Origin of the sequence: Comamonas koreensis, assembly GCF_014076495.1 — a bacterium.
GTDB classification, from domain to species: Bacteria; Pseudomonadota; Gammaproteobacteria; order Burkholderiales; family Burkholderiaceae_C; genus Comamonas; species Comamonas squillarum.
Genome location: NZ_CP043575.1, coordinates 3,486,062 through 3,511,676 on the forward strand (window position 1 = coordinate 3,486,062; position 25,615 = coordinate 3,511,676).

At 64.2% G+C, this 25,615-nt stretch carries 22 protein-coding genes; 5 read left to right on the forward strand and 17 right to left on the reverse strand.

Annotated features, from left to right (window positions below; translation table 11 throughout):
* Positions 1-12 precede the first annotated feature (12 nt).
* Positions 13-1,650: an ABC transporter ATP-binding protein gene (locus F0Q04_RS15830; RefSeq protein WP_182342055.1), complete on the reverse strand. Its 1,638-nt coding sequence runs from the start codon at positions 1,648-1,650 to the stop codon at positions 13-15.
* Positions 1,643-2,782 (reverse strand): ABC transporter permease, encoded by a 1,140-nt coding sequence (locus tag F0Q04_RS15835; RefSeq protein WP_116924111.1) that lies wholly within the window; start codon positions 2,780-2,782, stop codon positions 1,643-1,645. Before F0Q04_RS15835 ends, F0Q04_RS15830 begins: the two co-directional genes overlap by 8 nt.
* Positions 2,783-2,943: 161 nt before the next feature.
* Between F0Q04_RS15835 and F0Q04_RS15840 the strand changes: the two genes are divergently transcribed.
* Positions 2,944-3,417 carry a DUF2127 domain-containing protein gene (locus tag F0Q04_RS15840; RefSeq protein WP_116924468.1) on the forward strand — a complete coding sequence of 158 codons (474 nt, stop codon included), beginning with the start codon at positions 2,944-2,946 and terminating at the stop codon, positions 3,415-3,417.
* A gap of 52 nt (positions 3,418-3,469) precedes the next feature.
* Here F0Q04_RS15840 and F0Q04_RS15845 read toward each other — a convergent pair whose 3' ends face one another.
* Together F0Q04_RS15845 and F0Q04_RS15850 are read right to left on the reverse strand one after the other, a co-directional pair.
* Positions 3,470-4,495: a microcin C ABC transporter permease YejB gene (locus F0Q04_RS15845; RefSeq protein WP_116924112.1), complete on the reverse strand. Its 1,026-nt coding sequence runs from the start codon at positions 4,493-4,495 to the stop codon at positions 3,470-3,472.
* A gap of 134 nt (positions 4,496-4,629) precedes the next feature.
* A complete protein-coding gene (locus F0Q04_RS15850; RefSeq protein ID WP_182342058.1) occupies positions 4,630-6,468 on the reverse strand; it encodes an extracellular solute-binding protein in 1,839 nt (612 codons plus the stop codon).
* Positions 6,469-6,590: 122 nt separating this feature from the next.
* Between F0Q04_RS15850 and fabI the strand changes: the two genes are divergently transcribed.
* On the forward strand, positions 6,591-7,391 hold the full coding sequence (fabI, locus tag F0Q04_RS15855) for an enoyl-ACP reductase FabI (protein WP_021027875.1): 801 nt from the start codon (positions 6,591-6,593) through the stop codon (positions 7,389-7,391).
* A 70-nt stretch (positions 7,392-7,461) separates the two neighbouring features.
* Here fabI and F0Q04_RS15860 read toward each other — a convergent pair whose 3' ends face one another.
* The 13 genes from F0Q04_RS15860 to F0Q04_RS15920 form a co-directional block, all read right to left on the reverse strand.
* A complete protein-coding gene (locus F0Q04_RS15860) occupies positions 7,462-9,960 on the reverse strand; it encodes a heavy metal translocating P-type ATPase (RefSeq protein ID WP_182342063.1) in 2,499 nt (832 codons plus the stop codon).
* A gap of 120 nt (positions 9,961-10,080) precedes the next feature.
* Complete coding sequence (locus F0Q04_RS15865) at positions 10,081-10,878, reverse strand: ankyrin repeat domain-containing protein (RefSeq protein ID WP_313900089.1); 798 nt, start codon at positions 10,876-10,878, stop codon at positions 10,081-10,083.
* A 29-nt stretch (positions 10,879-10,907) separates the two neighbouring features.
* On the reverse strand, positions 10,908-11,714 hold the full coding sequence (locus F0Q04_RS15870) for a TatD family hydrolase (protein ID WP_182342066.1): 807 nt from the start codon (positions 11,712-11,714) through the stop codon (positions 10,908-10,910).
* 479 nt (positions 11,715-12,193) lie between these two features.
* Positions 12,194-12,568, reverse strand: coding sequence for a PilZ domain-containing protein (locus tag F0Q04_RS15875; protein WP_182342068.1), 375 nt, complete (start codon positions 12,566-12,568; stop codon positions 12,194-12,196).
* Between the two features lie 97 nt (positions 12,569-12,665).
* Positions 12,666-13,709, reverse strand: a complete 1,044-nt coding sequence (locus tag F0Q04_RS15880) for a DNA polymerase III subunit delta' (protein WP_182342070.1) — start codon at positions 13,707-13,709, stop codon at positions 12,666-12,668.
* A gap of 1 nt (position 13,710) precedes the next feature.
* Positions 13,711-14,406: a dTMP kinase gene (tmk, locus tag F0Q04_RS15885; protein WP_116924118.1), complete on the reverse strand. Its 696-nt coding sequence runs from the start codon at positions 14,404-14,406 to the stop codon at positions 13,711-13,713.
* A gap of 42 nt (positions 14,407-14,448) precedes the next feature.
* A complete protein-coding gene (locus F0Q04_RS15890) occupies positions 14,449-14,802 on the reverse strand; it encodes a single-stranded DNA-binding protein (RefSeq protein ID WP_116924119.1) in 354 nt (117 codons plus the stop codon).
* Positions 14,803-14,875: 73 nt separating this feature from the next.
* Entirely contained in the window at positions 14,876-16,135 is a 1,260-nt protein-coding gene (locus tag F0Q04_RS15895; RefSeq protein WP_182342072.1) for an MFS transporter, read from the reverse strand.
* 53 nt (positions 16,136-16,188) lie between these two features.
* On the reverse strand, positions 16,189-17,676 hold the full coding sequence (gene rmuC, locus F0Q04_RS15900) for a DNA recombination protein RmuC (protein ID WP_420093986.1): 1,488 nt from the start codon (positions 17,674-17,676) through the stop codon (positions 16,189-16,191).
* A 176-nt stretch (positions 17,677-17,852) separates the two neighbouring features.
* Complete coding sequence (locus F0Q04_RS15905; RefSeq protein ID WP_182342076.1) at positions 17,853-18,848, reverse strand: 2-hydroxyacid dehydrogenase; 996 nt, start codon at positions 18,846-18,848, stop codon at positions 17,853-17,855.
* 19 nt (positions 18,849-18,867) lie between these two features.
* Entirely contained in the window at positions 18,868-20,289 is a 1,422-nt protein-coding gene (locus F0Q04_RS15910) for a sodium:proton antiporter (protein WP_116924123.1), read from the reverse strand.
* A gap of 130 nt (positions 20,290-20,419) precedes the next feature.
* Positions 20,420-21,673, reverse strand: coding sequence for a nicotinate phosphoribosyltransferase (pncB, locus tag F0Q04_RS15915; RefSeq protein ID WP_182342079.1), 1,254 nt, complete (start codon positions 21,671-21,673; stop codon positions 20,420-20,422).
* A gap of 169 nt (positions 21,674-21,842) precedes the next feature.
* Positions 21,843-22,301 carry an acyl-CoA thioesterase gene (locus F0Q04_RS15920; RefSeq protein ID WP_232539367.1) on the reverse strand — a complete coding sequence of 153 codons (459 nt, stop codon included), beginning with the start codon at positions 22,299-22,301 and terminating at the stop codon, positions 21,843-21,845.
* A gap of 395 nt (positions 22,302-22,696) precedes the next feature.
* Here F0Q04_RS15920 and F0Q04_RS15925 point away from each other — a divergent pair, with 395 nt between their 5' ends.
* The 3 genes from F0Q04_RS15925 to F0Q04_RS15935 all read left to right on the forward strand — a co-directional run bounded on the left by F0Q04_RS15925 (position 22,697) and on the right by F0Q04_RS15935 (position 25,519).
* Entirely contained in the window at positions 22,697-23,254 is a 558-nt protein-coding gene (locus tag F0Q04_RS15925; protein ID WP_116924472.1) for a phasin family protein, read from the forward strand.
* A gap of 356 nt (positions 23,255-23,610) precedes the next feature.
* On the forward strand, positions 23,611-24,654 hold the full coding sequence (locus F0Q04_RS15930) for an extracellular solute-binding protein (RefSeq protein ID WP_116924124.1): 1,044 nt from the start codon (positions 23,611-23,613) through the stop codon (positions 24,652-24,654).
* A 106-nt stretch (positions 24,655-24,760) separates the two neighbouring features.
* Positions 24,761-25,519 (forward strand): 3-hydroxyacyl-CoA dehydrogenase, encoded by a 759-nt coding sequence (locus F0Q04_RS15935; protein ID WP_116924125.1) that lies wholly within the window; start codon positions 24,761-24,763, stop codon positions 25,517-25,519.
* The last annotated feature ends 96 nt before the right edge of the window (positions 25,520-25,615 follow it).

Genomic DNA, 25,615 nt, shown 5'->3' on the forward strand with positions numbered 1-25,615 from the left:
GGCGCTGCCCGCTCAGCCCAGCTCCAGGCTGGCGTCCATCAGGCGCTGCGTGTAGGCCTGGCGCGGCGCATCGAGCACCTGCATGACCTCGCCGCTCTCCACCACCTCGCCATCCTTCATCACCAGCACCTCATGGGCCATGGCCCGGATCACCGCCACATCGTGCGTGATCAGCACATAGCTCAGGCCGCGCTCGCGCTGCAGGCGCTGCAGCAAGGCCAGCACCTGCTGCTGGATGGTGACATCGAGCGCGCTGGTGGGCTCGTCCAGCACCAGGATCTCGGGGTCCACGATCAGCGCGCGGGCAATGGCCAGGCGCTGGCGCTGGCCGCCGGAGAACTCATGCGGATAGCGCTCGAGCAGGCCCGGGAACTGGGCCTCGGTCATGCCCACTTCCTGCAGCAGCGCCAGCACCTGCTGCTGTAGATCCGCTGGAGCCAGCTGGGGCTGCGCCAGCTGCAGGCCTTCGCCCACCATCTCCTGCACCGTCATGCGCGGCGACAGCGACGAGAACGGATCCTGGAACACCACCTGCACCTTGCGGCGCAGCTGCTGGTTGGCCGCGCTGTTGCGCTGGGCTGGCAACTGCCAGGTCTCTTGGCCAATGCGCAGCTCGCCCTGGCTGGGCAGCAGGCCCAGGATCGCCTGGGCCAAGGTGGATTTGCCCGAGCCCGACTCGCCAATCACCCCCAAGGTCTGACCCCGGCCCAGCGCCAGGCTGGCGCCGCGCACCGCGTCGAACCGGCCCTTGCGGAACCAGCCCGCTATGCCCGGCAGCGGCGTGGCATAGGCCACCTGCAAATCGCGCGTCTGCAGCACCGTGGGTGCCTCAGGCTGGCGGGCCACCACCTGGCGCTGGGGCGTGCTGGCCAGCAGCTTTTGGGTGTAGGCATGCTGGGGCGCGGCAAACACCTCGGCCACAGCCCCCTGCTCCACCAGCCGGCCTTTTTCCATCACCGCGACCCGGTCGGCAAAATGGCGCACCAGCGGCAGGTCATGGGTGATCATCAGCACCGCCATGCCGGTCTGGCGCTGCAAGTCGCTCAGCAGCTCCAGGATCTGGCCGCGCAGGCTCACATCGAGCGCCGTGGTGGGCTCATCGGCAATCAGCAGCTTGGGCCGGCAGGCCAGCGCCATCGCAATCATCGCGCGCTGGCGTTGGCCGCCGCTGAGCTGGTGCGGGTAGCTGCCGGCGCGCCGCTGCGGCTCGGGGATGCCGGTTGTGGCGAGCAGCTGCACCGCCTGCTCCCAGGCGGCCTTGTCGTCCAGGCCTTGCTTGAGCTGCAGCACCTCGGCAATCTGCGCGCCCATGGTCATCAGCGGGTTCAGCGCCGTCATCGGCTCCTGAAAGATCACCGCAATCTCATCACCACGCACCGCCTGCATCTCTCGCTCGGAGATCTGCAGCAGGTTGCGCCCGCCCATCAGCGCTTCGCCGCGCAACTGGGCCTCGCCCACCAGGCGCAGCAGCGACAGCGCGGTGATTGTCTTGCCAGAACCTGATTCGCCGACCAGCGCCAGCTTCTCGCCGGCCTGTATGCAAAAGCTCAGGTCCTTGACCACATCCTGGCCGCCAAAGCCCACATGGAGGTGGTTGACCTGGAGCAGCGGCGCGGGCACGGCCACCGGGGATTGTGCTTGCTCACGCATGGCGGGTCTCCTTGGCATCTGCGCTGGCTGACGGCGCTGGCTGAGCCGAAAGCGCAGCAGGCGCTGCGCCAGCGCGCGGCGAATTCAGCTGCTTGCGCGGGTCCAGCGCATCGCGCAATGCATCGCCCATGAAGGTGAGCAGCAGCAAGGTGGTCACCAGCACCGCAAAGGTCGACAGCGAAATCCACCAGGCATCGATGCTGTTCTTGCCCTGGTTCAACAGCTCGCCCAGGCTGGGGGTGCCCGGGGGCACGCCCAGGCCCAGAAAATCCAGCGATGTCAGGGTCAGGATCGCGGCACTCATCTGGAACGGCAAAAAGGTGACCACTGGCGTCATGCTGTTGGGCAGGATATGGCGCCACATGATTTTCCAGCTTGGCACGCCCAGCGCCCGCGCCGATTTCACATAGTCCATCTGGCGGTTGCGCAAAAACTCCACCCGCACATAGTCGGACAGTGCCATCCAGCCAAACAGGCTCAGCAGCACCAACAGCAAGCCGGCACTGGGCGCCAGCACCGCGCTGAAGATGATCAGCAGGTACAGGATCGGCATGGCGCTCCAGATCTCGGTAAAGCGCTGAAACACCAGGTCCACCTTGCCGCCAAAAAAGCCCTGTATCGCACCGGTGAGAATGCCGATCAGCGTGCCGACGGCCGTCAGCGCCAGGCCAAACAGCACGCTGACGCGAAAGCCGTAGATCAGCTGGGCCAGCAGGTCACGCCCCCGGTCATCGGTGCCCAGCCAGTTGTCCGCCGAGGGTGCCGAAGGCGTGGGCGACTTGGCAAAGTAGTTGATGGTGTTGGGGCCATAGCGGTTGAGCGGAAAGATCGCCCAGTTGCCATCCTTGCGCAGCTGCTGCTGGATGAAGGGGTCGAGAAAATCGGTGGCGGTGTGGAAGTCGCCACCAAAGCTGGTCTCCGGGTAGTCCTTGGCGAGCGGGAAATAGGTCTGCCCCTCATAGCGCACAACGAGCGGCTTGTCGTTGCTGATCAGCTCGGCAAACAGGCTGAGCACCACCAGCACCACAAAGAGCAGCAGGCTGTAAAAGCCCAGTTTGTTGGACTTGAAGCGGCGCCAGGCGCGGGCCGCAGGCGAGCGGCCGGGGGGAAGTGGGGAAACAGGCTCGGTCATCGTTATGGTCTGCAGAGACGGTGTGGGCACCGTCCCCCTCCTGTCACTGAATAGGGCGGCCTGGGGCCGACGTTGGCAACGGTGGCGGCGAGGGCACGGGGTGCTGCGCTGTCGCCATTGGCCGACAGCCAAACGGCGCGCCATCGGCCATGCTCTGCGCCATGCCTGCCACCCACACGCCCTCCGCCTTGCGCACCGCGCTCAAAAGCATTGCCATTTTTGAAGCGCTCAAAGGCTTTGCCGCGCTGCTGGGCCTGTTGGGACTGCTCAGCCTGCTGCACCACGATCTGCACCGCCTCGCGCTGGAGCTGATCGGCCACGTTGGCCTCTCGCCCGAGGCGCGCTACCCGGCCGTGCTGATTGGCTGGGTGGACAAGATCAATGCCACCCCCATCCATACGCTGGTGCTGCTGGGCGGGACCTATATCGCTGTGCGCTGGCTGGAGGCCTGGGGCCTGTGGCAGGACAAGGCCTGGGGCGAATGGCTGGGCGCGCTGTCCTCGGGGCTGTACATACCGCTCGAAGTGCAGCACCTGCTGGCGCACCGCCATTGGCAAGGCGCGCTGGTGCTGCTGCTCAACATCGTCGTCGTGGCCGTGCTGCTGCGGCGCCTGCAGCTGCGCCGCAAGGCATGAGGCGCGGCGCCATGCCGCAGGTGCTGGGCTGGCCAATGCGGGCATACGCGACTCAGTCAAACTTGACACGGGGATCCACCCAGACATAGCACAGGTCGCTCACCAGCTTGGTGAGCAAACCGATCAAGGTAAACAGGTACAAGGTGCCCAGCACGACCGGGTAGTCGCGCCGGATCACGCTCTCATAGCTCAAGAGGCCCAGGCCATCGAGCGAGAACAAGGTCTCGATCAACAAGGCCCCGGTAAAGAAGGCGCCAATGAAGGCCGCCGGAAAGCCGGTGACGATGGGCAGCAAGGCATTGCGAAACACATGGCGCCACAGCACCTGGCGCTCGCTCAGACCCTTGGCCTTGGCCGTCACCACATACTGCTTGCGGATCTCTTCAAGAAAGGCGTTTTTCGTGAGCATGGCCGTCACCGCAAAGCTGCCGGCCACCATGGCGGTGACTGGCAAGGTGATGTGCCAGAGGTAGTCGACCAGCTTGGCGGCCCAGCCCATCTCTTCCCAGCCCGATGAGGTGAGCCCGCGCAGCGGAAACCACTGCAGCTGCCCGCCAAAGATCACCAAGAGCGCCACCCCCAGCACAAAGCCGGGTATCGCATAGCCCACCAGCACGATCACCGTGGTGACCATGTCAAACCGACTGCCCGCGCGCACCGCCTTGGCAATGCCCAGCGGCACCGCAATCAGGTAGCTGATGAAAAAGGTCCACAGCCCCAGACTGATGGAGACGGGCAGCTTGTCCTTGATCAGCTGCCAGACGCTTTTGTTCTGGAAAAAGCTGTTGCCCAGATCAAAGCGGGCGAACTGGCCCAGCATCTGCACAAAGCGCTCGATGGGCGGCTTGTCAAAGCCGTACAAGGCCTTGATCTCGTCGAGCCGCTTGGGGTCAATGCCCTGCGCGCCCCGGTAGCCCATGCCCGCGCCCTCCGCGCCCCGGTTGCCGGCCTTGGCCTCTGCCAGGTACTGCTCGACCGGGCCCCCCGGCACGAACTGGATCACCACAAAGGTCAGCAGCAAGACCCCGAACAGCGTGGGAATCATCAGCAGCAGACGTTTGAGGATATAGGCAAACATGCGGGGTGGGCTCCAATGTCAGCACGGGCGGGCAAACGCCGTGGCACTGTGGCAGAAAATGCCGGGGCAGCGCGGCAGGCGCGCTGGGGCGGTCAGAGGGATCATATAACGGCTGGGCCCGGCATCAGAGCAGCTCATGGCTTGGCGGTTGCGGCTGTGAGCGGCGGCATGCGCGCCCACCAGTAGTACATCACCCAGGTCTCGCCCGGCACATAGGCGGGCACCTGCGGGGGCTCCACCAATCGCCAGGCGTCATACACCACGCGGTGGCTGGCGGCATACCACTGCGGAATCAGGTAGTGGCCCGCCACAATGATGCGCTCGAGCGCATGGCAGGCGGGCAGCAGCTCCTGCTCGCTCTTGGCGCTGGCCATCTGGGCAATCATCGCGTCGACCGCAGGGCTCTTCAAGCCAATGAAATTGCCCGAGCCCTCCTGCTCCGCCGCCGCGCTGCCAAACAGCTCGGCGTATTCCTGGCCCGGGATATTGGTGCCCGGCACATTGACCGATATCAGGTCATAGTCGAACTTGTCGACCCGCTGCTGGTAGAGCGCGTAATCGGCCACCCGCAGCCGGAGCTTGATGCCCAGCTTCTCCAGGTTGCGCATCCAGGTGGACACGGTGCGAATGCCGCCCTCGTTGCTGTCGAGAAACTCCAGCTCCAGCGCCTGGCCCTTGGCATTGCGCAGCACGCCATTCCTGTCCACCTTCCAGCCGGCATCGGCCAACAGCGCCTGCGCCTTGCGCAGGTTGTCGCGCAGGCTGCTGCCCTGGTCGGTGCGGGGGGGATCCTGCAGCGGCCCCAAGGTACCGGCGGGCAGGTCTTTCTCAAAGGGCTTGAGCAGGGCCAGCTCGGCGTCGCTGGGGCTGCCATGCGTCTCGCACATGGTGTTGCCAAACAGGCCATGCACGCGCTCGTAGGCTCCGTAGAACAGCTGGCGCTGCATCCACTCGTAGTCAAACGCCAGGCCCAGGGCCTCGCGCACCCGCACATCCTGCAGCACTGGGCGGCGCAGGTTCAAAAAGTAGCTCTGGAAGCCCGAGGGCAGCTTGTTGGCGAAGTCCCCCTTGCGCAGCTCACCCCGGTCAAAACGCTTGCCATAGAGGCGGCGCGCCCAGTCGCCGGCGCTGAAAAAGCGCATCACATCGAACTCGCCGGCCTTGAGCGCCTCCAGCTTGGCGGTGTTGTCCTTGTAGATCTTGACCGTGACCCGGTCAAAATTGGCGCTGCCCACGCGCACGGGCAGGTCCTTGGCCCAGTAGTCGGGGTCGCGCACGTAGGTGATGTCGCGGCCAAACACCACCGGGCCGATCTTGTAGGGGCCGCTGCCAATGGGCATATCGGTCACGATCTGGTCAAAGCGCTTGGGCTTGCCATCGGCGCCCAGGCCCCAGTCGCGGCTGAAGACCGGCAGGCTGCCCACGGTCAGCGGCAGGTCGCGGTTGGGCTTCTTGAAGCGAAAGCGCACCGTGCGGTCGTCGATGACATCGCAGCCCTCCACATCGGCCAGCAAGGTCTTGTAGCCGGGCGTGGCGTACTGGCTGATCAGCGCCTCGTAGCTGTGCTTGACATCCTGGGCCAGCACCGGTTTGCCATTGTGAAAGCGCGCCGCCTTGCGCATCTTGAATGTCGCGGACATGCCATCGGCGGCCACATCGATGTCCTCGGCCAACAGGCCGTAGCCGGTTGTCGTCTCGTCCAGGCTGGCGATCAGCAGGCTGTCAAACAGCATGTCGCTCAGGTAGGCCGGGGGCGAGCCTTTGATCGTAAAGGGGTTGTATTTGTCAAACGTCGAGTAGCGCAGCGCACTGACCAGGCGCAGCTCACCGCCCTTGGGCGCCTCGGGGTTGGCATAGGCAAAATGCTTGAAATCCGCCGCGTAGCGCGGCTCGCCCCAGAGGGCGTAGGCATGGCTGGCCCAGGCAGGCGCTGCCGCGGCAGCACACAAAATCAGCGGAAGGCAGAATCGCATGCGACAATTCTGCCCTAGCTGGCCACCTGTGCAAGCGTTTACCCCCGAGAAACGCTTTGCGCCGGTGCCCAAGTCTTTTTTGGCCATGCCCTTATGGCGTGGCACTTATCAGGAGAAGAACAATGGGTTTTCTGACCGGCAAGAAACTGCTGATCACGGGCGTGCTGTCCAACCGCTCTATCGCTTATGGCATTGCCAAGGCCTGCCACCAGCAAGGCGCCGAGCTGGCTTTCAGCTATGTGGGCGAACGCTTCAAGGACCGTATCAGCGAGTTTGCCGCCGAGTTCGACTCCAAGCTGGTGTTCGACTGCGATGTGGCCGATGACGCCCAGATCGAGAAAATGTTTGCCGACCTGGCTGCGACCTGGGGCAAGTTCGATGGTTTTGTGCACTCCATCGGCTTTGCGCCGCGCGAGGCGATTGCCGGCAACTTCCTGGATGGCCTCTCGCGCGAAGGCTTCCGCATTGCGCATGACATCAGCGCCTACAGCTTCCCTGCGCTGGCCAAGGCCGCCCTGCCCTACCTCAACGACAAGTCGTCCCTGCTGACCCTGTCCTACCTGGGCGCCCTGCGCTCCATCCCCAACTACAACACCATGGGCCTGGCCAAGGCCTCGCTCGAAGCCTCCGTGCGCTACCTGGCCGAGGCCGTGGGCCGCACCGAAGACGGCCGCGCGATCCGCGCCAACGGCATCTCTGCCGGCCCGATCAAGACCCTGGCTGCCTCGGGCATCAAGGACTTTGGCAAGCTGCTCGGCCGCGTGGCCGACGCCTCACCGCTGCGCCGCAATGTGACCATCGAAGACGTGGGCAATGTCGCCGCCTTCCTGCTGAGCGATCTGGCCTCGGGCGTGACCGCCGAGATCACCTATGTGGACGGTGGCTTCAGCCAAACGGCTGGTCTGTCGGCCGACCAGGTCTAAGCTTCAACGCTTAGACAAAAACCCCGCAGGCTTGGTGTCTGCGGGGTTTTTTCATGTCTAGCAGCCTTATCTAGACGCTAAAACGGCGCAGCCGCAAGGCATTGGCCAGCACAAACACGCTCGACAGCGCCATCGCCCCTGCCGCAAACACCGGCGACAGCAGGGTGCCATTGACCGGGTACAGCAGGCCCGCGGCGACCGGGATCAGCGCCACGTTGTAGGCAAAGGCCCAGAACAGGTTCTGGTGGATATTGCGCATGGCGGCGCGCGAGAGCCCGATGGCAGTCACGACGCCGCGCAGGTCGCCGCCCATCAGCACCACGTCGGCCGACTCGATGGCGATATCGGTGCCCGAGCCCACGGCAATGCCGACATCGGCCTCGGCCAAGGCAGGCGCATCGTTGATGCCATCGCCCACATAGGCCAGCGCACCATGCGCAGCCCGCAGCCGCTTGACGGCCGCCACCTTGCCATCGGGCAGCACCTCGGCCACCACCTCGTCAATGCCCAGCTGCTGGGCAATCGCTTCGCCGGTGCGGCGGTTGTCGCCGGTGATCATCGCTACCTTGAGGCCCATCGCATGCAGGCCCTCAATCGCAGCGCGTGTGGTGGGCTTGATCGGGTCGGCCACGGCGATCATGGCGGCCAGCTGGCCATCGATGGCGGCATACAGCGGCGTCTTGCCTTCGGCGCCCAGACGGGCAGCCTCGTCAGCAAACACCGCCACATCAGCGCCCAATTGCCGCATCATGCGGTCTGCACCTACCTCGACCCGCGCAGCGCCCACTTGGGCACGCACGCCAAAACCGGTGACCGATTCAAAGCCGGACAGCGGCAGCAACTGCAGGCCTTCGGCCTGGGCAGCCTGCACGATGGCCTGCGCAATCGGGTGCTCCGACTGGCTCTCAACGGCGGCCACCGCCGCCAGCACGGCCGCGCGTTCAAAGCCGGGGGCCAGCACCAGGTCGGTCAGCGCGGGCCGGCCCTCGGTCAAGGTGCCGGTCTTGTCCACGGCCACCACCTGGGCGTCCTTGAGCAGCTGCAGCGCCTCGCCCTTGCGGAACAACACCCCCAGCTGGGCGGCGCGGCCGGTGGCCACCATGATCGAGGTGGGCGTCGCCAGGCCCATCGCGCAAGGGCAGGCAATGATGAGCACAGCCACCGCATTGACAAGGGCCAGGCTCAGCGCGGGCGATGGGCCCAGCAACAGCCAGAGCACAAAGGTCAGCACGGCAGCGGCCATCACGGCGGGCACAAACCACATGGTCACCTGGTCCACAACGGCCTGGATCGGCAGCTTGCCGCCCTGGGCCTGCTCCACCATGCGGATGATCTGCGCCAGCACCGTGTTGCCGCCCACTTCGGTGGCCTTCAGGGTCAAGGCGCCCTTTTGGTTGATGGTGCCGCCCACCACCAGGGCGCCGCTGGTCTTGTGCACCGGCACGGGTTCACCGCTGATCATCGATTCGTCGACATAGCTCTCGCCATCTGTCACCCGGCCGTCGACCGGGATGCGCTCGCCGGGGCGCACCTGCACGGTATCGCCGGGCTGCACCGCATCAATGGCCAGTGATTGCCAATCGCCATCGCGCAGCACCCAGGCCGTCTTGGCCTGCAGCTGCACCAGGCGCTTGATCGCCGCCGAGGTATTGCCCTTGGCGCGTGCCTCCATCCAGCGGCCCAGCAAAATCAGCACTACGATCACCGCCGCGGCCTCGAAATAGACATGCACGGTGCCCGCTGGCAGTACGCCAGGCGCAAAGGTGGCCACCAGCGAATAGAGATAGGCCGACAAGGTGCCCACTGCCACCAGCGAGTTCATATCGGGCGCGGCCCGCGCCAGCGCAGGCAGGCCCAGGCGGTAAAAGCGCCGGCCCGGCCCGGCCAGCACCAGGCTGGTCAACACCCACTGCAGCAGCCAGTTGCTCTGCTGGGGCAGCCATTGGCCCACCCAGTGGTGAAAGCCCGGCAGCATGTGGCCGCCCATCTCCAGCACAAAGACCGGCGCGGCCAGCAAGGCCGCCAGCCACAGGTCACGCAGCAGCCCGTTTTGCGCTTGCTGCTGGCGCTGGCTCTGCGCATCATGGGCATCGGCCGCCTCGCTGGCCTCACCCACCTGCGGCACAGTGCGGGCGGTATAGCCGGCCTTGGCAATAGCAGCCATCAGCTGCTCGGCATGCACGCCCGCCGTCAGCTGCACCGTGGCCCGTTCGGTAGCCAGGTTCACGGCGGCGGTCTGCACGCCGGGCACGGCTTTTAACGCGCGCTCCACGCGGCCCACGCAAGAGGCGCAGGTCATGCCTTCGACTTCCAGCTCCAGCGCATGCACAGGCACGCTGTAGCCGGCTTTGTGGACCGCTGCCAGCGCCTGCTCCAGCACCTGGGCGGCGGGGGCCTGGTCGCCCAGTTGCAGGCTGGCCTGCTCGGTGGCCAGGTTGACATGGGCGCTTTGCACGCCGGGCACGGCCTGCAAGGCGCGCTCGACCCGGCCGACGCAGGAGGCGCAGGTCATGCCCTCGATCGGCAGTTGCAGCAGCGGGGTGGCGGATGGGGTGGTTTGGGCAGTCATGGCGGGAGTCTTTCTATCCATGGCAGGAACTCTAAAGATTGCCATGGTGTGAATGTCAAGCCCCTGCCCACAGCGGGTGCAAACACGACATGGGCAACGGGGGCAGCGCCGCCCGCAGCCTTACCAGTTGCTCTGGATCTTGCGCCGGCCTTCCTGCGGGAATGCGGGCTTTTGCGGCACATAGGCGCCGGGCTGCGGCTTGGGCGCGGCCGTGCTGCCTGCAGCGGCTGCACCTGCACCTGCGCCTGTCCCTGCGCTGGCACCCGCGCCTGGCGCTGCGGCGCCGGCCTGGCTCAGCCAGGTCACCACTTCCGAGCGGTCGGCGCGGGTGGCAAAGTCACTCGCCGTCAGTCCCTGCTGGTTTTTCAGCTTGGGGTCGGCGCCTTCCTTGATCAGCAGTTGCACGGCGCTGCGTGTGCCGTACTGGGCGGCCATCATCAACGGCGTGGTGCCATTGGGCGATGCGGCATCGATATAGGCGTGGTGCTCCAGCAGCAGCGCCACCATCTGCAGGTCGGAGCCATCTTCGCTCGGGGCCGAGACGGCATAGTGCAGCGGCGTCCAGCCCTCGCGGTTCACATCGGCGCCCCGGGCAATCAAGGCCTTGGCCAGATCGACCTGGCCCTTGATGGCAGCCATCATCAGCGGTGTCTCGCCCTTGGCATTGGCCAGGTTCACATTGGTGGTTGGCAGCGCAATCATGCCCTTGGCCGCGCGGTAGGAGTCGAGCTTGAAGGCCTGCGTCAGGCCCGTTTCGCCCTTCTCGCTCACGGTGTTGGGGTCAAAGCCGCGCTGCACCAGCGCCTCGATGCCCTTGGCGTCATCGCGGATGATGCGGGTGAAGAAATCGTCATACGAGCCCGCTTGCGCGGCCGCGCAGGCCAGCCACAGGGCCGCCGCGCAGGCCGCTCGAAGCACAGACAAAGAACCAGGTGTAGCAGGCAGCTTCATGACAGCACTCCGCTGAAGAGTCGATCGAAATTGCGGTTGGTGGCCTCGGCCACCGCTTCCACGCTGGTGCCGCGCACCTGCGCAATCTGCGCGGCCACATGCGGCACATAGGCGGGCGTATTGGTCTTGCCCCGAAACGGCACCGGCGCCAGATAAGGGCTGTCGGTCTCGATCAGCAGCCGGTCCTCGGGCACAAAGGCCGCGACATCGCGCAGATCCTGCGCCTTTTTGAAAGTGATGATGCCCGAGAACGAGATGTAAAAACCCAGGTCCAGCGCCGCGCGGGCGACTTCCATGCTCTCGGTAAAGCAGTGGAACACGCCGCCTGCGGCATGGGCGCCACCGGTCTCGCCCTCTTCGCGCAGCAGACGCAAGGTGTCATCCGATGCGCTGCGGGTGTGGATCACCAGCGGCTTGCGTACCTGCTGGGCCGCGCGAATATGCGTGCGAAAGCGCTCGCGCTGCCACTCTAGATCAGCCACCGTGCGGCCGCCCTTGCGGTCTTCCATGCCGTAGTAGTCCAGGCCTGTCTCGCCAATGGCCACGACGCGCGGCAGCGCCGCGCGCTCGACCAGGTCCTGCACGCTGGGCTCGGTCAGCCCTTCGGTATCGGGGTGCACACCCACGCTGCACCAGAAGTTGTCATAGCGCATCGCCAGCGCATGCACGTCGGGAAACTCCTCCATCGTGCAGCTGATGCACAGCGCGCGGGTCACCCGCGCCTCGTCCATCTTGGCGCGGATGGCAGGCAGGTCCTGAACAAGCTCGGGAAAGTTGAGGTGGCAGTGGGAGTCGGTGAACATCAATCGTCAACGCTGCAGACGCTCAAAGCGCCGCAGTCCAAATACAAAGAACTGCTGCCATTGTCCCCGCTCCGGCTGCTCCGACGGTCGCGACCACCGTAAAACCCTGTCAGCCCGGCTAAGAAATCGGGGTGGGACAGGGTCGAATCCAGTGCTTAGAACCTGTTCAATGTCTCCTCGCGCCGCGACAGTGTCTTTGCGAGATGGGATGCTAGGGGGGCGCCCAGCCGCGCAACACCGCAGCAATAGCCCAGCTATTGCGAGGATTGGCAACAACGCAGACCGCCCCTGCCCGGGCGGCCCTCGCCGGGCGCCCCTTCCCGGGCAGCGCAAAGCCACTGTCCCTACGGGTTGGAGTGAAATCGGACGATTTCTGCGCGCTGGCCCTTGCTTGCACCCCGGTGCAAGCTGCGTTCCATCCCTTCGAACTCATCCCGATTGCGCTCCAACGCGGCTGCGTAGAGACTTTGAACAGGTTCTTAGATGGTCTGCGTGGCGCGGTCAGCCTGCAAGGCCGTGCCCAAGATCTGTTCAATCTTGTAACGCAGCTCATCCGTCTTGGGATCTTTGGGAAAGCGCACGCCAATGCCCTGGGTGCGGTTGCCACCGGCGCCTGCCGGAGTCACCCAGCCGACTTTGCCGGCAATGGGGTAGCGCTGCGGATCCTGGGGCAAGGTCAGCAGCAGGTAGACATCGTCGCCCAGTGCATAGTCCTTGGGCGTGGGGACAAAGATGCCCCCTTCCTTGAACAAGGGGATGTAGGCGGCATAGAGCGCGGCCTTTTCCTTGATGGCCAATTGCAGCACGCTTGGGCGAGCGCTGGCCGTGCCCGGTACAGGGGTAGGACTGTTCATAGATTCCAAGGATAACCAAATTTTGCTGCCTATTTCCAGATGCCAGCGCAAACACAGGCCACATCAGCGGCCTGTTACACCGGCAGATGGACCCCGCTTAGCGCCGCGACTGCAGCACGCTGGCCGCCTGCGCGACCAGTGCTTCGAGCATCAGCCCCTGGTTGAAGGGGTGCGCCGCCGTGCGCATCGACTGCGTCAAAGCCTTGCTCCAGCGCGCCAGCACCGCCAGCGCCGGGGGCGCAGGCAAATCGGCCGCGTCAAAAAACCGTGGCGCGGCCCCCACACGCAGCATCAGCAAATCATGGCAGAGCTTTTGCAACGCATCGACCACCTCGGGCGCCGACAGGCTGGACAAGGCACCGGGCTGGCCATTGGCCAAATCCTTGGGCAACTTCCTCCAGACCTGGGGCGAGCGGCCGGCATGCATCTGATCCAGCGCATCGTCGGGGCGACCGCCTGCGGCCTGCAGCAGCGCGTCGACCTGGTCTGCCGGCACGTCCTGCGCCACCAGCCAGCTGCGGGCCGATGCGGTATCGGGCCACTGCATGGTGTGCGCCAGGCAGCGGCTGCGGATCGTGGGCAGCAGCTGGTGCGCGGCTTCGGTCGCCAGCACAAAGCGGGCATCGCCCGGTGGCTCCTCCAGCGTTTTGAGCAGCGCATTGGCAGTGACCGCATTCATTTTTTCCGCCGGAAACACCAGCACCGCCTTGCCTTTGCCCCGGCCCGAGGTGCGCTGCGTGAACTCCACCGCATCGCGCATCGCATCGACGCGGATTTCCTGGCTGGGCTTGCGCTTTTTGTCGTCAATGTCCGCCTGGGCCTTTTCGGGCAGCGGCCAGCCCAGCGCCAGCATCTCGGTCTCGGGCATCAGCACACACAGGTCCGTGTGGGCATGCACATCGATCGCATGGCAGCTGGCGCAGTGGCCGCAGGCGCCCTGGGGCGTCGGTGCATCGCACAACCAGGCCCGCACCAGGCCCATGGCCAGCGAGAACTGGCCCAGGCCCGAGGGGCCTTGCAGCAGCCAGGCATGGCCGCGCTGGGCCAGCAGCTGCTCGCGTTGCTGGGCAATCCAGGGCGCGGTGGGCGCCGGTGCTGCGGCTACGGGCTCGGCTGCTGCAGTGTTCTTGGCGGTGGCCATATCAGCCCTCCACTTTGCTGGCCGGCAGCCAACCCTGGGCTGCTACGGCCTGGCGCACCGCCTGCCACACCGCCGGCTTGGGCTGGTGCGAATCGATGCGCGCAAACCGCGCGGGCTGCGCCAGCGCGCGCTCGGCATAACCGGCGGCCACGCGGGCAAAAAACTGCTGGGGTTCGGCCTCAAAACGGTCGGGGGCACGTGCACCGGCCAGGCGCTCGGCGGCCACCTCGGTGGGCAGATCAAACCAGATGGTCAGGTCAGGCTGGCGCAGCGCGCCCTCACCCAGCTCGGGCCGGGCCTGCACCATGCGCTCGAGCACCTGCAGCACCTGCAGGTCAAAGCCGCGCCCGGCGCCCTGGTAGGCAAAAGTGGCATCGGTAAAACGGTCACACAGCACCACATCGCCCCGGGCCAGCGCCGGCTCGATCACCTGCTGCAGGTGGTCGCGCCGGCCCGCAAACACCAGCAAAGCCTCGGTCAAGGCATCCATGGGTTCTTGCAGGAACAGCGCGCGCAGCTTTTCGGCCAGCGGCGTGCCACCGGGCTCGCGCGTGCTCACCACGTGGCGGCCTGCGGCCAGGAAGGCATCGTGCAAGCCCTGGATATGCGAGGATTTACCGGCGCCGTCAATGCCTTCAAAGCTGATAAACAGGCCGCGCGAAGCAGCTGGAGAAGATGCGGGAGAAGATGGAGTCATGCTGCGCCAGATTGTACGTGCCCGCCCACACCCCTGATGGGTTCAGGCGGCAGGGTCAAAGTCCGCATCACCGGCCACGCCGCGCTTGCGGGCCACGCCGTAGGCGGTCAGCACCTGGTGGGCGACCATGTCCACGCTGGGGCGGGTCACGCCATCGCGGTCGACCCAGACCTTGGGGGTCAGACTGCCCGACAGGCAGATGCTGTCGCCGTCGCCCAGGCCCAAAAGCGCTGCGACCGGCGCATCGTCAAAAGCGATGACGTTGACAATCAGCATCTCGCCATCGCCCGCGCCCGCATTGGCACGCACCTTGGCCAGTGCATACGGCTTGCCGGTTTTACTGCTGCGCTCGACCGGCTGACCCAGTATGCGCCCGGATACCAATCCATCCATCATGCTTTGATCCCCCCATACAAGCCTTGCAGTTTAGCCGCTTGGGCGGCCACCAGAGGCGAGTCGTGCGCCAAGATCAGGGCTCGCGGGGCGGCTGGGCCTGTTTCTCACCCACCGCATGGCTGGCCGGTTCTGCGCTGTGGCTGCTGTCGAGCACCCGGAAGTTGGGCAAGGGCGTTTTGCCCAGCACCCAGGCCATGCGCGAGCCCGCGCCCACCAAGCCGCCCATTACCCAGAAAACCCCGCCCACCCCAATGGCCGCCCCTGCGGCGCCAAACATCAGCGGCATGCAGACGCTCGAGCCATTGATCAGCATCAGCCGCAGGCCCACGGCCTCGCCGTGGCGCTCCTCGGGGGTGATCTGGTGGAGCATGCTCATGGCCATCGGCTGCACACTGCCCAGGCCGATGCCCAGCAAGGCCGAACAAAAAGCCATCGCCCAGGCATTGGGCATCAGCGGGTAGATCGCAAAAATCGCAGCCGTGAGCACCATCGCGGCCATCACCACGGTCATCTCGCGCAGGTGGCGCGAGATGGCGGGCAGCAGCACCCGGATCACAAAGGCCGCCAACGCAAACACGCCCAGCACGGCACCGATCTCGGAGGCCGACAGACCCCGGTCATGGCCCAGCAGCGGCACGACAAAGGTGTGTACATCCCAGCAAGAGGCGACCAACCAGTTGACAATCAGCAAGCGGCGGAAGGACTGCTCGCGCAGCAGGTCCCAGGCATGGTGGGGCTGGCCATCGCTTTTGGCGGGCGCGGGCTCCATCTCCTGGGCGCTGCGCACACACCACCAGGCCACCACCGAGAACAGCGCCAGCACCGCAAAAGCGATGCGGTAGGACAGGTTGTTGCCGGCCTGGCCGGTCGAGTGGTCAATGATCAGCCCGGTGACCATCGGCCCCAGAAAATTGGCAATCGCCGGGCCCAGCGACAGCCAGCTGAAGATCTGGCGCAGCTCACTGGCCTCATGGGCGACGCGGCCCGCATGGCGCTGCAGCGCAATGATGGAGATGCCGCAGCCCGCCCCCGTGAGCAGCGCCGCGACGCACAGGACTTCAAAACGGGGAAAAGCGACACCAATGGCAGTGCCGGCAAAGGCCAGCGCAATGGCGGCCAGCATCGGCTTCATGAAGCCATGCCGGTCTGCGTAGCGGCCCGCCGGCAGCGCCAGGAACACCTGGGTCAGCGCAAACAGACTGAGCAAGAACCCCACCGCGCCGGGGGTATGGCCATCGCGCAGGGCCAGCAGCGGGGCTGCCAAGCGCGTACCTGTCATACAGGTATGGACAAAAAACTGGCCGATGATCAGCCGTATCAACTCGCGATTCACGCGTTCCCTTCAGCACCGTGGGCAACTGGCACTTGCTTGGCCTGCATTGTCGGCTAAGTCAGGGCCGCTGCGCTGTCGCCTTCGTCCGTATCGGTGGTCAACGGGCCCAGCTCGCCAGCGACGGGTGTCTCATGCACATGCGAGAGCCGTTTTTGGATGGCGCGCGTGCGCACATCGACCTGCTCGAATTTCTTGGCCGCCTGGTCCAGCGACCTGCGCGTGGCCTCCACCACATCGCCAAACTTGTTGAACTCGGTCTTGACCTGCCCGAGCACCGCCCACACCTCGGAGCTGCGCTTTTCGATGGCCAAGGTCTTGAAGCCCATCTGCAGGCTGCTGAGCATCGCTGCCAGGTTGGCTGGGCCCGAGACCATGACCCGGCAGTCGTTCTGCAAGGCTTCGACCAGACCCGGCCGGCGCATCACCTCGGCAAACAACCCCTCGGTGGGCAGGTAGAGCACCGCAAAATCGGTGGTGTTGGGTGGCGAGACATACTTGCTGTAGATCTTCTTGGCCTCCAGCCGGATCGAATTTTCAAAGCCGATGCTGGCCGACTGGATCGCCGCCTTGTCCAGGCTTTCTTGCGCATCCATCAGGCGCTGGTAGTGCTCGACCGGGTACTTGGAATCGATCGGCAACCACACCGGTTTGTCATCGCTGTGGCCCGGCAGGCGGATGGCGAACTCTACCATCTCGTCGCTGCCCGGCACGGTCTTGACGTTCCTGGCGTACTGCTGGGCCGTCAGCACGTTGTCGATGATCATGCCCAGCTGCAGCTCGCCCCAGGTACCGCGCGATTTCACATTCGTCATCACGCGCTTGAGGTCACCCACGCTGCCCGCCAGCGTCTGCATCTCGCCCAGGCCCTTGTGAACCTGTTCGAGCCGGTCGCTCACCAGCTTGAAGGATTCACCCAGGCGCTGCTCCAAGGTGGCATGCAGCTTTTCATCCACCGTTTTGCGCATCTCTTCGAGCTTGCTGGCGTTGTCGCTCTGGATGCTGGCCAGGCGCTCGTTGAGCGTGCCGCGCAGCTGCTCGGCCTGCTGCTGGTTGGCCTGCAGCAGCTGCGCCAGCTGGCGCCCCACCCCGTCCTGCATGCCCGCCAGGTGCGACTGCACATCGGTCTTGAGGGTGGCCAGGCTTTGGTGGTTGGCGCGGGTGAGCGCATCGACGCGCTGGGTGAGCGAGGTATCGAGCACCGACAGGCGCTGGTTGATGGCCGCATCGAGGTGGGCCAGGCGCTGGGCGAGCTGGGTTTCGAACCCGGCCAGCGCCTGGGCCAGCTCCTGGCGCCCAAGGCGCGATTCAGCCAGGCTTTGCGCCATGCGCGCTTCCAGCGATTCGCGGAACTCGCCCATCACATCTTGGCTGCCCTGGTTCAACTCGCGCAACTGCAGGCTCAGGTGCTGCGACAGGTGGCTGAGCGCGCCTTCGCTGCGCGCCAGCGCCTGCACGGTCTGCTGCTGGTCGCGGGCCTGGCGCTCCTGCTGCTGCAGCCAGGCCTCCCCCAGATCGGCTTTGGGCCGGCGCAACAGCAGCACCAGCAGGTTGGCCAGCACCGCCAGCAGTACCAAGGCCAGCAGCACCAGGCTGAGCAGCGACCGATCCAGATCCAGATTCACAACCGTTCCCCGTGTTTGAGAAGACTGCAAAAATAATAGCTGCTTGCACCCGTCTGGTGGGCACAAACAGCCATGTTTATTGAAATATTTTGCGTTCAGGCGGCGCTGCGGCGGCTGTGCTCCAGGCGGTTGACGGGTGTGACCGGCGCCTGGCCGCCCAGGTAGGCGATCAGGTTGTCAGCCGCCAGCTGGGCCATGGCCCGGCGCGTGCCCATCGTGGAGCTGGCGATGTGCGGCGTCAGCACCACGTTGGACAGCGCCAGCAGATCGGGATGCACCGCAGGCTCGCCTTCGAACACATCCAGGCCGGCGGCGGCAATGGTCTTGCTCGCCAGCGCCTTGGCAAGCGCCATATCATCCACAATGCCGCCGCGCGCGATGTTGATCAGCGTGGCGCTAGGCTTCATGCTGGCGATCTCGGCTGCGCCAACCGTGTGGTGGGCCTCGGGGGTGTAGGGCAGCACCAGCACCAGGTGGTCAGCAGTGCTGAGCAGCTCTTGCTTGCTCACATAGCGGGCCTTGCAATCGGCCTCCAGCTCGGCAGACAGGCGCGAGCGGTTGTGGTAGACCACCTGCATGCCAAAGCCATGCGCGCCGCGCCGGGCAATGGCCTGGCCGATGCGGCCCATGCCCAGAATGCCCAGGGTGCTGCCATGCACTTCGGCGCCGGCAAACAGGTCATAGCGCCAGTCCTTCCAATGGCCGGCACGCAGAAAATGCTCGCTCTCGGTGATGCGGCGGGCCGTGGCCATCAGCAACGCAAAGCCGAAATCGGCCGTGGTCTCGGTCAACACGTCGGGCGCATTCGTGCCCTGCACGCCGGCTGCCGTCATCGCGGCCACATCAAAGTTGTTGTAACCCACGGCCATGTTGGCGCAGATCTGCAGCTGCGGGCAGGCGGCCAGCAAGGCCGCATCGATGCGCTGCGAGCCGGTGGTCAGCACGCCATCCATGCCCTGCAGGCGCTCGGCCAGCTCGGCGGGCGACCAGGCGATGTCGTCCTGGTTGGAGCGGACATCGAAGTGCTGCTCGAGCACGGTGACCACTTCGGGCGAAATGGCGCGGGCAATCAGAATTTTCGGGCGGGACATCGGCAGTTTCCTCGGGGGTTCAGCGGAACCAGATAAAAGTCATCACGACAAACAGCGGCACCAGGATGGCGCACGACCAGGCCATGTAGCCAAAAAAGCTGGGCATGCGCACTCCACGGCTTTCGGCAATGGCCTTGACCATCATATTGGGTGCATTGCCGATATAGGTGTTCGCGCCCATGAAGACGGCACCCGCCGAAATCGCGGCCAAGGTGGTCGCCATCGAGGTCATCAGCACCTGGGGATCACCCCCGGCGGTGTTGAAGAACACCAGGTAGGTGGGCGCATTGTCCAAAAAGCTGCTGAGCAGGCCCGCAGCCCAGAAGTACATCGCCGGGTCGGGCGAGCCATCGGGCCGGGTTACCGCACGCACCACCGCGCCAAAGGGACCGTTGGCGCCCGCCTGCAGCATCGCGATGACGGGGATGATGGTGAGAAAAATGCCGGCGAACAGCTTGGCCACTTCCTGCATCGGGCCCCAGTCGAACTGGTTGGCCGCATGGGCCGACGCGGGCGTGAGTTTGTAGGACAGCACGGCCACCGCAATCAGGCCCAGATCACGCACGACGGACGGCAAGCCCACGGCCACGCCGGCAATGTCCCACTGCAGGTCGGACTTCCAAAAGCCGCTCAGCAGCACCAGGGCCACGACAGCGCCCAGCAGCACAAAATTGATCTTGCCTTCAAAGCCCAGGCTGTGGGTGTCGGGCGTCGGATCGCTGCGGGGCTTTTGCGCATCAAAGCGCAGCATATAGCGGTCCAGCAGGTAGAAGATGACCAGCAGCGCGCCGACGAGGAACAGGGTCTCGGCAAAGATATGGCGCACGGTCCAGAAAAAATCCACGCCCTTCAAAAAGCCCAGGAACAGCGGCGGATCACCCAGCGGTGTGAGCGAGCCACCGGCATTGGAGACGATGAAGATGAAAAACACCACCACATGCGCGCAGCTGCGGCGGGCATCGTTGGCCCGGATCAGCGGGCGGATCAGCAGCATGGACGCGCCGGTCGTGCCCATGAAGCTGGCCAGCACTGCGCCAATGGCCAGGATGGCCGTGTTCAAACCCGGCGAGCCATGCAGATTGCCGCGGATATAGATACCACCCGAGACGGTGAACAAGGCCGTCAGCAAGATCACAAAGGGAATGTATTCAGCCACCAGTGCATGGGCCAGGTTGCCAACGGCCAGCCCCGGGCCAAAGACCGCTGCGAAGGGCAGCAAAAAGGCCAGCGCCCAAAAAGCGGCCACCTTGCCAAAATGGTGGTGCCAGAAGCTGGGCAGAAACAGCGGCATCAGCGCAATCGACAGCAAAATTCCGGCAAAGGGAATGCCCCAGAAAACAGAGAGTTCGGCCCCGTTGATGGTGGCCGCCCCGGCCCACCCGGGCGCCAGCACCGCAGCGCCCACCGCCGCCCTGCCCCAGACCCCATACTGCTGCCCCATAACCTGCTCCTTGTGTTTGTGCTTATTCATGCATGGCAGCCCAACACCGTCCGGCAGGCGCACGCAGCCCGGTGATTTTAGTCAGCGGCCAAGCCCCAATGCAGGCTGCGGCAGGCGGCAGCCATCCCGATTAACCCGCACGTGCGGGGGCGGGGGCCACGCCTTGCGGGGGGATGTGCTGGCTGGGGGGCAGGTTGAACACCTGGCGCAGGTAGGCCAGGTATTTTTCGTCGTCGCACATGCTCTTGCCCGGCGTGTCCGAGATCTTGGCGACCGGCTGGCCATTGCAGCGCGTCATCTTGATGACGATCTGCAGCGGCTCGTAGCCCAGGTCATTGGTCAGGTTGGTGCCCACGCCGAAGGCCAGTTGGCAGCGGCCCTCAAAGCGCTCGAACAACGCAATGGTGCGCGGTATCGTCAGCGCATCGCTAAAGATCAGGATCTTGGTCAGCGGATCGACCTTGTGCAGCTTGTAGTGCGCGATCAGGCGCTCGCCCCAGCTGAAAGGGTCGCCGCTGTCATGGCGCGCGCCATCAAAGAGCTTGCAGAAGTACAGGTCAAAGTCGCGCAGAAAGGCATCCATGCCATAGACGTCGGACAGCGCAATGCCCAGGTCGCCCCGGTACTCCTTGGCCCACATGTCAAAGCCATAGATCTGGCTCTCGCGCAGGCGCGGGCCCAGCGCCTGGCAGGCCTGCAGGTATTCATGGGCCATGGTGCCCAGCGGGGTCAGGCCCAGCTGTTTGGCAAACAAGGTGTTGCTGGTGCCAGCCAATTGGCCAAGGCGCTCACCGGGCATTGCCGGATGGGTCGCCACGCCCAGCCCCCCCACCAGGCTGCCCAGCACCTCGCGCTGCCAGCGATGGCTAAAGCGCCGGCGCGTGCCGTAGTCGGCAATCTTGAGCGCCTCCAGCCCCGGCCCGCGCATGGCCTCGATCTTGCCTGCCAGGCGCCGGCGTCCTTCAGCCCAGTCGGGCTCTGGCTGGGTATTGCGAAAGTAGACCTCGTTGACGATGGCCAGCACCGGGATCTCGAACAACACGGTATGCAGCCAGGGGCCGGTGATCGTGATGTCGATCTCGCCACTGGGCAGCGGCAGCACCGTGATGTATTTTTCCTTGAGTTGGTAGAGCCGCAGAAAATCGATGAAGTCGCTTTTGATAAAACGCAGCGATTGCAGATAAGCCAATTCGTCATCGGCAAAACGCAGGCTGCACAGGTGCTGGATTTCGGCGCGAATCTCGTCCACATACGGCGCCAGTTGCACACCGGGGTTGCGGCAGCGAAACTTGTATTCCACCTGGGCCCCGGGGAACTGGTGCAGCACCACCTGCATCATGGTGAACTTGTACAGGTCGGTGTCCAGCAGGCTTTGGATAATCATGGTTGGCAGCACAGGGTTGCGCGCCAACCCATGCAGCAGCCTATTTGGCTGCTGGCGGCAGACGCCATGTCTCATATCCACAACCCAGCGCCTATTTCATAAGGTCGCAACAGCGGCAAGTGTAGGCGATTGCCCGCTGCCTTGCTGCCAGGCAGGGCAAGCCTCTTATTTACTGCAGCTCCAAGCTCTCCAGTGCCTGGCGTGTGGCATCGGGCAGCGCCACCGGGCGGCGGCTGCTGCGGTCCACATACACGTGAACAAAATGCCCGCATGCAGCGCTTTGCGCCTGGCCGGCGACAAAAATTGCCAGTTCATAGCGCACGCTGCTCTTGCCCAGATGCGCCACGCGCACGCCCACGTCCACGTCCTGCGGATAGGACACCGGCGCAAAATAGTGGCATTGGGTCTCCACCACCAGGCCAATGCTGCTGCTCGCTTCGATATCGAGCACGCCTTTTTCGATCAGCAAGCGGTTCACGGCGGTGTCGAACCAGCTGTAGTACACGACATTGTTGACATGCCCATAGGCATCGTTGTCGGCCCAGCGGGTGGTCACACGCACAAACTGCGCATAGGCCGATCGGGGCTGGGGCTGGGGGCGCTCGGCGTGCTGCTGCATAGAAGACATCTTGGCCATCCTGGTCACAAAGTTCGCAGGCATTGTAGAAGTGCTGGTGCCGGGCGTCGCTGCACGTCGGAGACAGGCGATGGCAGGCCATCAAAGGCATTGCCATCGTGCTGACACATGGGGCAATTACAACGTCAGAGCAAGCCGATTTCAGCTGATTGCCAAACGATTAATTCGTTACCCTATCAACCAATTAAACAAATGGTAAATGATTGAAATCAAACCAAAAGATTTTTTTGCTGCACTGCACAAAAAAGGCTTGCAAAAGGCGCGCAGATGCCCAACAATAGAGTCATTGTGCAGTGCAGCAAATTCACAGCAATGCACAAACCCCCGGCGCACAGCACGTGCCCGAATTTGTACCTTCAACACTTCTAACGAGACGGAGTATGAACATGGCATTGACCCCTGACCAAATCCTGGCTGCACACAAAGCGAATCTGGAAACCCTGATGGGCCTGACCAACAAGGCCTTCGAAGGCGTGGAAAAGCTGGTGGAACTGAATGTGGCCGCGACCCGCGCTGCATTGTCCGACGTGTCGGCCAACACCTCGGCTGTACTGGATGCCAAGAACGCCCAAGACCTGCTGAGCGTTCAAAGCGGCCTGCTGCAACCCATGGCCGAAAAGACCGCTGCCTACAGCCGTCACCTGTACGAAATCGCTGCTGCTACCAGCCTGGAATTCAGCAAGGCCTTCGAGAACAAGGCCGTCGAAGCCCAGTCCAAGTTCAACGAATTTGTCGACACCGCTGCCAAGAACGCACCGGCTGGCTCCGAAAGCGCTGTGGCCGTGATGAAGACCGCTGTTGCTGCTGCCAACAATGCGTATGACTCCGTGCAAAAGGCGGTCAAGCAAGCCGGTGAAGTGGCTGAAACCAACTTCAACACCATCACCAACAATGCCGTCAAGGCTGCTGGCACCGTCAGCGCCGCCACGGCCCGCAAGCGCTAACTAGCGAGCCTCTTTAGCGCACTGCCGTTGCCCAAGACCTACAGTTTGGTCAAATATTCGCCAGCGCGCTGGACAGACTCAAGGGTAAACCCTATAATTTACCCATGGTGTTGAAAATTTCAACACACCCAGTTGTCTCCTTGGATCTTTTCGAAACCTGGTTTCTGGGATCCTTTTAAAGCCCGGCCTTGCTGGGCTTTTTTTTGTCCGCCCGCTTTGTGCCTGAGCTGGCGCGCCATCCACAGGGCCGCACTTAAGACGATCTGAATAAGCACAAGCAACGCAATGGTTTAAATAGAAACAATTCTTGTTTCAATTAAGATCGCTGCTCCAACTTTACAGAGACGTTTTGCCCTATGCATTCTTTCAAACTCCTTGCACTGGCTTGCGCCATCACGGCAGGTGCCGCAGCACATGCCCAGGAAGTGGTCAACCTGTACTCTGCCCGCCACTACGCCACTGATGAGGCGCTCTATAACAACTTCACAAAAGCGACCGGCATCAAGATCAACCGTGTGGACTCGGACGACGCAGGCATTGTGGCCCGCCTCAAGGCAGAAGGCGCCGCCTCCCCTGCCGATGTGGTGCTGATGGTGGACGCCGCGCGCCTGTACCGCGGCGAGAAGGACAACCTGTTCCTGCCGATCCGCTCGGCCAAACTGGAGGAAGTGATCCCCGCCAACCTGCGCGCCCAGCCCGAAGCGGACGGCGGCATCACCTGGTTCGGCCTCTCGACCCGTGCCCGCGTGATCGCCTACAACAAGGACAAGGTCAAGCTGGAAGATGTCGACAGCTACGAAAAGCTGGCCGATCCCAAGAACAAGGGCAAGATCTGCATCCGCTCGGGCTCGCACCCCTACAACCTGAGCTTGTTTGGCGCGGTGACCGAGCACATCGGCGAGGCCAAGGCCCAGCAATGGTTGCAGGGCGTCAAGGACAACCTGGCACGCCCACCCAAGGGTGGCGACACCGACCAGATCAAGGCCGTGGCCGCCGGTGAATGCGATATCGCCATCACCAACAGCTACTACTTTGCCCGCCTGATGCGTTCGAGCAACCCTGACGATGTCGCGATCACCAACAAGGTGAGCGTGGTGTTTCCCAACCAGAGCAGCTGGGGCACGCACCTGAACATCGCCGGTGGTGCCGTCGCCAAGTACAGCAAGAACAAGGACAATGCCGTCAAGTTCCTGGAGTACCTGGCCAGCCCGGAAGCGCAGACCTACTTTGCCAACGGCAACAACGAGTGGCCTGCTGCCAAGAATGTGCAGACCGACAACCCCGCACTCAAGACGATGACCCAGAACAAGCCGTTCAAGAGCGAGACCATCCCGATCAGCGCCGTGGGCAGCAACATGCCAAAGGTGCAGCAGATGCTGGACCGCGCCGGCTTCCAGTAAGCCCCGCACACTGTCACGAAAAGCCCGTTCGCGGGCTTTTTTTGTGACCGCTCGCCGCCCCGCTCTGGGCTAAGATGCAGCGATCCAACAACCAGGAGACATAGCGATGCACATCGCCAACAAGGTATTTATCGTCACAGGCGGCGCTTCGGGCCTGGGCGAAGGCACGGCCCGCATGCTGACCCGCGAGGGTGCCACGGTCGTCATCGCCGACATGCAGGCAGAAAAAGGCCAGTCCCTGGCCCAGGAGCTGGGCGGCGCCTTTGTGCAATGCGATGTGTCCAATGCAGAGCAAGCCCAGGCGGTGGTTGCCAAGGCGGTATCGCTGGGCAAGCTGTTTGGCCTGGTCAACTGCGCAGGCATTGCACCGGCCGAAAAGACCGTGGGCAAAAAAGGTGCCCATTCGCTCGAGCTGTTCAGCAAGACCATCACGGTCAACCTGATTGGCAGCTTCAACATGATTCGCCTCTGTGCCGAAGCCATGGCCCAGAATGAGCCGGAACTCACGGGCGAGCGCGGCGTGTTGATCTCGACGGCCAGCGTGGCCGCCTATGACGGCCAGATTGGCCAGGCCGCCTATGCCGCCTCCAAAGGCGGTGTCGTCGGCATGACCTTGCCCATCGCCCGCGATCTGGCGCGCAGCGGCATCCGCAACATGACGATTGCGCCCGGCATTTTCGGCACCCCCATGCTGTTTGGCATGCCCCAGGAGGTGCAGGATGCGTTGGCCGCCGGCGTGCCCTTCCCCAGCCGCCTGGGCACCCCTGAGGACTATGCCAAGCTGGTCAAGCACATTGTCGAAAACGACATGCTCAATGGCGAAGTGATTCGCCTCGATGGCGCCATTCGCCTGGCACCCAAGTAATCCCACCGGCCTGCGGGCCTTGGCATGCAAAAAGCCGATCTGCGACGCAACCCGCTGATCGGCTTTTTCTTGGGCGCTGCGCACAGGCCGCCGCCA